Below are 7,144 nucleotides of genomic sequence, written 5' to 3' on the forward strand. Positions count from 1 at the left end.
AGCGGCTCGGTTGACCAGCCTCCCCGACGAGCAAGAAATACCCGTCAACGGCACACCGATCTGATTCCCATTAGGCTCATAACGGACGAAGGTGCTTTGAAATTTGATGGTCACGCTTCAAAGACTCAGGCACCTTCGTCCCCCACAACCGCAGGCCACGCCGACCTCAAAGCCGGCACCTGACCCCGCTGGAATCCGAAGAGCCATTTTGGGTTCAGGGCTTTTTCTTTGGGCGGCCGCTGGGCAGTCCTCGGGGTTGGTAGTTCCTGGTCGGGTCGATGGTTAGCTCGCGGATCATTTCGCCGGTGGCGGACATCGGATCGACTGTCCGTGATCGCGGCAAGGTCAACGTCTGCGAATAGTCCGGCAACCATCGTCAGTGCTGGCACGACTCCGACCTTTCGCAAAACCAACTCGCGTTGATCGATTCCCATGGGCATGTCGAGTACTTCCGAAGCGACCACGACTGGGGGTGGACCTGTGTACCGCCCGAAATCGAACGACTGTCCACCACTCACCGGCGCGGTTATCGCGCGTCTCCTCGGCGGCAAGACGCGCGCGGCGTCCGGTTTGAGCTTGGGCTTCGCCGCCCCACTTGACGAGCCATCCACGGTACGGCGGCGCTGTGATTCCGCGAGGCGCTTTTCTCGTTCCCTGGCGCGCCTTTTGTCGCCTCTGTTGCCCACGAGCCAGAAGGTACTCCGCGCCGCCGACAGGCCCAGGGGCAACGAATGGCCGTGTCGTCGGCGGACGTTTTTACAGTGCGAAATATGGCCTCGACACCGACCCCTCAGGCCCTCATCGAGAGTTTCCTGCTGCCGACCCATCGCCGATAGGTCCGCGCTCTTCCTGTCGGGCTAACCCGCACGGCCTAGCCAGCACCCATCTTGTTCAGCTCTGCTGCAGTCATCGAACCCAGCGACTTTCCGGCGGCATCGACCACGTCGACCCGCTGAACGGTCTGGCGGAGCCACACACCCTCGTCATCGTTGAACGCCACTGGAACCCCGAACAACTCGGCCAAGTTCTTGAATGGGCTCAGGTCAAGGACCACCGGGTCCGGGTTGAGGGCGACGGTCACGACGCCGCCGGTCACCGTCACCGAGGTAACGGACTGGGCCAACATGACACCACTGTTGGCCCGTTCGTTGATGAATGCCTCGAACGCCGCCTTGACCTGTGCGCCAGTAGGTGCAGGCCGAGTCTGCGTGGATCTCGCCGTTGGCGTGGCGGTCGCTACCGTCGTCGTCGCGGCGGTGCTGTCTTTCTCCTTGGCCGACTCATTGCCGCCGCAGGCTGCAACGAGACCGACGACCACAATCAGAGCCGCGACCGCAAGACCGTTCCGTTTGTAGACCTGCTTCTTCCTACCCATTACCCCCTCCCGCTGGCCGTCGTGCCGTAATAACTCCTATCTCGGGTTAGCTAACATCCCGAGCGTGGGGATCATCAAGAAGGGTGTCGGGTGCGCTGTCGTACTGCTGGGGGGCTTCTTTCTCGTCGGAGGTTGCGTCACCGTGATGGTGGCTATGTCGAGCCAGGACAAATCCGGTACGAGCACGCCCACATCTGGACAAACTCCACCGCCTGCGGACGATCACGCGACCATGCCTGGAAACGGCACCTACCAAATGGGCGGGATCGACGGCAAAGACTGGGGTTCTCTACGAGGCGACCGCAAACGGCAACTGCCAGTGGTCAATCCGCTCTGTGGCCCGCTATCGTCCGGGACTGATCCTGGATGAGGGCACAGCAAGCCTAGGCGAAACTGTGCGGGTAAACATTCAAGCCGATGGCGACGCAAGTACGTGGACTGGTGAAATAGACAGCGATCACCGCCTTGTATTTATGACCAACGGTTGTGGGAAGTGGCAGTTCGTCAGGTAGACGGCTGGCGGGATCAGGCCAGTCGATGTCCACGGTGGCTGGGTCGATGCGTTCGCGGCCTACGGGGTCACGCTTCATTCGGTCCCTCGGCTGGCGGTGCAGTTGGACGGTGCACAGGGACCGACAAGCCCGTGTGGCCGACTTGGGCTGTCGGCTGGGCCGAATAGAGTTCCTCCCGTGGGTTCTGGTGCGAGCCGCTCGGAGCTTTACTTAAAGCTCCTTATTGAGCAGCTGCACGGCGTGTCGCTCACCCAGCACGACCTCGACGGGCGTCAGGGTGCGGTTGACTACGTTTTTGCGTCCCCGTCGGGGAGTGGCGCAGTCGAGATGACCACCGTCCAAGATCCCCGGGCCGCAGCTTGGGGTTCCAAGCTCGATGACGGTGGGACGTTCGAGTGCGCCAGTCCGCAAGACTGGACCGTTGTGGTCGACCTCCGGACACGACTCAATGATCTTCGGCGGCGGCTCCCGGCGGTGCTGGCCGCGTGCGACCGGTACGGGGTTAGCTCACCGGCGCAACTGCCCGCTGCGGCGCGGGAAGACACCGACGTTCGATGGTTCAACTCAACTCGCAGCAGGCTCCACGCGGTCGACGGGAGACCCGGGATCATCCGCGTGCAAATGCCTGCGGTCTTTGCGTTCCCACGAGCGGAAGGTTTGGGCGAGGATTTGGCGGACCTGCTCTCAAGCGCCGCCATCGCGACGAAGCTCGACAAGCTACTTAGCCATCGCGGAGTATCCGAGCGGCATCTTGCGATCGGAGTCTCCGATATCTATGGGTCTGGGTTCGATCTCCTTGACAACCTCAGGATGGGCAGACTTGACGTACCGGAGTACGAGCTGCCGGGCGGCTTCGCCGCGACACACCTTTGGCTCACCGCCGGGGGCCAGTCGGTACTCACCTGGAACCGAGCCGACGACTGGGCGTGGCGGGAGCTTTCTACGTCCAATTAGGTCCTAAATCGGTCTCGCCGCTCGGACGTTTCGCCATTGAATATTCGGGAGCAGCGGCGACTGGTTCGCGGGGACTGCACGGCGCAACGGACGAACTTCGTGTGGGCCGTCTGGCGGCACCGCTCGAACTCCGATGATCTACGAGCGGAGGTCCACATCAGCTGCAACCATTGCTCCGCAGCAATAATTTTCCCGATTCCAGCTCCGGGGCCTCGGCTTGGTCGTAACCTCACATCCGCAACAAGGAGGTTGTGAGATGAGAATCCGTCTTCTCCTGGCCACCGTGGCCGCAATTGCCGGTGTTGGCGTGATCATCGCACCCGCCGCGCAGGCTGACCCGCCATACGCCAACTGCAAAGCGGCTGCAAAGGATGGCCGATACAACATCCCCCGAGGTGACCCTGCCTACGGGCCATGGTTGGACCGGGACAACGATGGAATCGCCTGCGAATCCCGATAGCTCTCCTCGGCTGACCCGCGAGCAGATCCGTTTGATCGTTAGCGTGGCGGTGGTGGTTACTGCTGTGCTGCTTGTACTTCTTGGCTTCAAACTCGACGGCGCGCAGAGATCCGGGCCACCACCTCGCAGTCCTGGCCTCACCAGCAGCCCCGCCGCGACAAACAGCCCGCACCACTACGCGAACTGCGACCAGGCTTGGGCTGACGGCAGGACCAACATCCCCCGGGGCGATCCTGACTACCACCCTGCTCTGGACCGCGACGGTGACGGCTGGGCCTGCGACAGACCTGGCGGATAGGCGCTACCAGGGCGCGCCGCCTCGCGTCGGCATTGTCGCCACCGATGCAGCCCACCAGTTGTTGGCCTCGAACGTTCTTTGGCTATCCCCTTCTGGGTCGTCCGATGCAGCAGTACCGTCACTGCATGCGGCTCGGAATCGGTGGCGGCGCTTTCGGCATCAGGGGTGGAATTTCGACGCGGGGGATCGGGGTTGGTGTCGGCCCGCTCTCAGCTGGAACATCGTGGAAGGGCGGTTCGCGCGGGGGAGGCGGCGGTGGCGGGCTTCTCGCTTGGCTCCTCGGCGCTGCGGCCATTTTCTTCGTCGCCGCGTGGCCGTACCTGTTGGGCACCTTTATAGCGGTCCGATGCGGCGCAGAAAATCCATCCACGGTGCGGTTCGTGGTTGGCTGGTGCTTTGAGGCCGTTTACATCGCTGGCTTGCTCGCACTGTTTTTGATAGCCCGAGATCGAAGCGCTGAGCGGGCCGCTGAGAAGGGTCGGCGGATGGCCGAGGTGACCGCGTCCGGCGCTGTCTACCAAGTCCAGCACGGTCGTTCGGTGATTTACCGGCATGGCACGTGCACTGTGAACCATCGGTCACCCGAGACTGCCGCGAATTGCCGCAAGTCCGCACCACCGTCAGCGGCCATACAGCTGCGATCCGCGACTCCCTTATCTGACAGTCCGCGCACGACAGGACCCACACCGAACAGATCCGCTGTTATCTGGCCCGCCGTAGTTCTCGGTGTTGGGCTGGTCGTGGGGCTCGTGATTCTCCTAGCCGATCCGATCCACCGGATTCCTTCGCCCGCAGAACAGGCCACATCAAAACCCTGTCCCGTACCGATATCGATTGACGAAACCCCCGCCAACATCACAATGCCCGACTTCATTGGTCAAAACGCCGGAGGTGTTGAAGCACGGCTGAAGGGGTTGGGGCTGACCAGCGTGGAGCTATCGTCAGCTAACCCGAAGTACAAATCGGTCTGGGTGGCATCGAACTGGACGGTGGTTAGCACCGACCCAAACCCTGGCTGCATACTCGGTCGCTATAACAGCGTGGTGGTCTACGTTACGAAACCCTGAGATCAGTTGCGGTCATCGCATCGGTGATTTCCCATTCGTGTACGCCTGACACACTGCATGCCCACGCAAAAGGGCGTCGGATGTATTCATCGGTGGCATATCATTTCGACTCAAGCGTGTCAAAAAGCTTTCATCGTCCGCGTGTGCGTTGGGAGCTGCGGTCACCGTCGCGGCTGCGACCATTCCTGCGATCATCATTTTTTCATAGGTAACAATTCGTCGGATCCGATGTAGCCGGGCCTAACAACACTTGGATGAGGGCGCGCCGCCCCAGCCATTCCTAGTCACGTTGGCCTCGCTTGCCTGCCAAATAGTTCAAACTTGAAGCTCGGGAGACCACACCAGGGGGTTTGCCGTGCGGCGTTTCGGCTGCTCCCACAAATCGTAAGCCCTAAGTCGTTGGTTGGCGCTAGCATCCGCCCATGGCGGACGAGGACGATGCCACCGGGGTGGTGCCCACCGAGCAGGGCGAGGTCGTCGATACAGAGGCGCACACCGAGATGGCGGACGTGGTCGACGCCGAGCCCGGGTCGATCTACGCCTGGGCGCTCGACGACGAACCCGACGGGATCCCGACGGTGGGGTCCCGATGGATGACGTCGCAACGCATCACGACACTGGCCGTCGCGGCCTGTCTGGTTGTCGTGGCGCTTGCCGGTGTCGTGGCGTTCGTTGTGGTGCGCGGCACCGACAGGCACCCTGTGGCGACGCAAGCACCTTCGCCCCCGGTGGTTCAAACGGTTGTCGTGACGCCGCCGGCAGCCCCGCCGCCATCTTCAACTCCGTTGCCTGCGTCCGTAGCGCCAGAGGTTAGCCGGGCCCGCGAGGAAAGTTTTCTGGCGGCGCTACGCGGAACGCCGATCAGCGGGCCGAATCATGTTTCCTACAGCATGATCCCCGGCAGTCACGGTGCGTATATGGGCGACCCTTCGGCATGGACAGTCGGTGGCCCCGTAGTCAAATACGCCTATGAGGCGTGCGCTGTATTGCAGAAGTATCCGAGTGATCGCGAGCAGGCTACCGTCATCTTCTACGAGGAGCACGGCTACGACACGAAGTCCGCGAGCGCTTCGACGAAGCAAGAAATGGCGACCTATATAGAGATCGCCGCAACCTATCTCTGCGGATGACCCGTCTGCGTGGGGCGTGGTCATAGGAGGACCTCACTGGTGAGCTGCAGATATACCGCGATCCTTCCGTGACGTACCGGGAGCTGGCGACAACCACTTGACTTTGGGTCAAGTGGTCACTTTGGGTACCGACCTGGGCAAATGCTCCGCCAGCAAACAGATATTCCGACGACAATTGACGCCAATTATGACGCCAACCAGCTCCCGTGCAGGGGGGTGCCACGGCGTGCCTACATACCTTTGACCTGCGCGGATGCATTTCTGTGCACGGCTCGACACGCCGAAATTATGCCTGGGGGTCAAGTGGTCGCAGGTTCAAATCCTGTCAGCCCGACCATAGAAGACTGAGGTCAGGGGCGGTTTTCGGACCGCCTCTCTTGTTGTCTGAGGGGCCTGTACCCAACCCGTAACCAACCCAGACGGCGTTTCCGGCTGTCCGCTGGTGTTCACGGTACGAGCCGTCCGGCCAGGCCGACGACCGCGGCGGGGGCCGTGTCGTCGCTGGTGTAATGGTCGATCGCCCAGGCTCATTCACTGAGGAGCTTTCGGCCTCGATCCAGAGGCCGACGCTAATTCCTAGGTCCTTCGAGCAGCGGTGACGGCGAAAAGCCGCCATTCGCCGGGCACGCCTTGAGCTCGTGCCCGCCGCGGTCCTCAAACTCGAGTCCTGACCCGATCACGAGGTCGCGCAGCGTGCTGGACACGAGACATCGTTCCGTCCTGCCAGGGCGCTCATGCGTGCGCCGATGTGTACGGCGATTCCGCCGATGTCGTCGCCGCGCACCTCGAACTCGCCGGTGTGCAGCGCGGCACGCACCTCGATGCCGAGCGCTTGCACCGCGTCGCGGACGCCAATGCGCAGCGGATCGCCCGCTGCGGGCCGTCCGAACATCGCCAGAGCGTCATCGAGATGCCGTCACGCCGTATCGAGGTGCCGTCACGCCGCGTACCAAAGTGCCGGCCGGCAATCGACACCCCGATACAACAGGAATTCACCACTGCGGCACTGTCCGCCTAAAGAATGAAATCGAAGATCACATAACGACGTCGTACACGTTCCTGGACTTGACCGGCTTCCTCCCCGACATCCCACGGGTGATTCATACTGGATTCCGACCGCTGCAGGAGCGTAGTTCACGTGGGTATTCGATGAGGAGTGAGCGCGTGGAGGATGGTGCTGGCCTCGGGTTTGTTGGTGGGTCGGCGGGGGTTTTGGGTGGTGATGCTGTTGCGATTGTGGGGATGGCGTGTCGTTTTCCGGGTGCGGGGGATTTGTCGGGGTTGTGGTGTTTGTTGCGTGATGGTGTGGAGGCGGTGGGTGTGGTGCCGTCGGGGCGGGGTATTGGGG

At 62.2% G+C, this 7,144-nt stretch carries 8 protein-coding genes and 1 pseudogene; 5 read left to right on the top strand and 4 right to left on the bottom strand.

What is annotated here, in order from left to right; genetic code table 11:
• Nucleotides 1–871: 871 nt before the first annotated feature.
• The gene (locus AWC27_RS13335; protein WP_085670922.1) at nt 872–1,375 is read right to left on the bottom strand and encodes a hypothetical protein; all 504 of its coding nucleotides are present in this window, start codon (nt 1,373–1,375) and stop codon (nt 872–874) included.
• Nucleotides 1,376–1,758: 383 nt separating this feature from the next.
• The gene (locus AWC27_RS31075) at nt 1,759–1,965 is read right to left on the bottom strand and encodes a hypothetical protein (RefSeq protein WP_169726778.1); all 207 of its coding nucleotides are present in this window, start codon (nt 1,963–1,965) and stop codon (nt 1,759–1,761) included.
• A 99-nt stretch (nt 1,966–2,064) separates the two neighbouring features.
• Between AWC27_RS31075 and AWC27_RS13345 the strand changes: the two genes are divergently transcribed.
• The 3 genes from AWC27_RS13345 (at nt 2,065) to AWC27_RS33165 (ending at nt 3,599) form a co-directional block, all read left to right on the top strand.
• On the top strand, nt 2,065–2,841 hold the full coding sequence (locus AWC27_RS13345; protein WP_085670923.1) for a hypothetical protein: 777 nt from the start codon (nt 2,065–2,067) through the stop codon (nt 2,839–2,841).
• Nucleotides 2,842–3,097: 256 nt separating this feature from the next.
• Nucleotides 3,098–3,301 carry an excalibur calcium-binding domain-containing protein gene (locus tag AWC27_RS13350; RefSeq protein ID WP_085670924.1) on the top strand — a complete coding sequence of 68 codons (204 nt, stop codon included), beginning with the start codon at nt 3,098–3,100 and terminating at the stop codon, nt 3,299–3,301.
• Nucleotides 3,276–3,599 carry an excalibur calcium-binding domain-containing protein gene (locus tag AWC27_RS33165; protein WP_085670925.1) on the top strand — a complete coding sequence of 108 codons (324 nt, stop codon included), beginning with the start codon at nt 3,276–3,278 and terminating at the stop codon, nt 3,597–3,599. The genes AWC27_RS13350 and AWC27_RS33165 overlap by 26 nt, the downstream gene beginning before the upstream one ends.
• Nucleotides 3,600–3,808: 209 nt before the next feature.
• Here the strand turns inward: AWC27_RS33165 and AWC27_RS31080 are convergent, their stop codons facing one another.
• Nucleotides 3,809–4,129, bottom strand: coding sequence for a hypothetical protein (locus AWC27_RS31080; RefSeq protein ID WP_169726779.1), 321 nt, complete (start codon nt 4,127–4,129; stop codon nt 3,809–3,811).
• A gap of 959 nt (nt 4,130–5,088) precedes the next feature.
• On the opposite strand from AWC27_RS31080, the gene AWC27_RS13370 reads away from it, so the two are divergent.
• Nucleotides 5,089–5,796 (top strand): hypothetical protein, encoded by a 708-nt coding sequence (locus AWC27_RS13370; RefSeq protein ID WP_085670928.1) that lies wholly within the window; start codon nt 5,089–5,091, stop codon nt 5,794–5,796.
• Between the two features lie 576 nt (nt 5,797–6,372).
• Here AWC27_RS13370 and AWC27_RS13375 read toward each other — a convergent pair.
• Nucleotides 6,373–6,681, bottom strand: a pseudogene (locus tag AWC27_RS13375) (nucleotidyl cyclase domain-containing protein); the annotation flags it as partial.
• 264 nt (nt 6,682–6,945) lie between these two features.
• Between AWC27_RS13375 and AWC27_RS33170 the strand changes: the two are divergent.
• Nucleotides 6,946–7,144: beta-ketoacyl synthase N-terminal-like domain-containing protein (locus AWC27_RS33170; RefSeq protein ID WP_139836979.1), on the top strand; the 199-nt coding region annotated here is incomplete at its 3' end.

It is taken from the genome of Mycobacterium szulgai (assembly GCF_002116635.1).
Lineage (GTDB): Bacteria > Actinomycetota > Actinomycetes > Mycobacteriales > Mycobacteriaceae > Mycobacterium > Mycobacterium szulgai.

Bases quoted from the DNA above. Each gene is read 5' to 3' on its own strand.
- AWC27_RS13370 (WP_085670928.1), top strand. From the start codon at position 5,089: ATGGCGGACGAGGACGATGCCACCGGGGTGGTGCCCACCGAGCAGGGC.
- AWC27_RS33165 (WP_085670925.1), top strand. From the start codon at position 3,276: ATGGAATCGCCTGCGAATCCCGATAGCTCTCCTCGGCTGACCCGCGAG.
- AWC27_RS31075 (WP_169726778.1), bottom strand. From the start codon at position 1,965: ATGAAGCGTGACCCCGTAGGCCGCGAACGCATCGACCCAGCCACCGTG.
- AWC27_RS13335 (WP_085670922.1), bottom strand. From the start codon at position 1,375: ATGGGTAGGAAGAAGCAGGTCTACAAACGGAACGGTCTTGCGGTCGCG.
- AWC27_RS13350 (WP_085670924.1), top strand. From the start codon at position 3,098: ATGAGAATCCGTCTTCTCCTGGCCACCGTGGCCGCAATTGCCGGTGTT.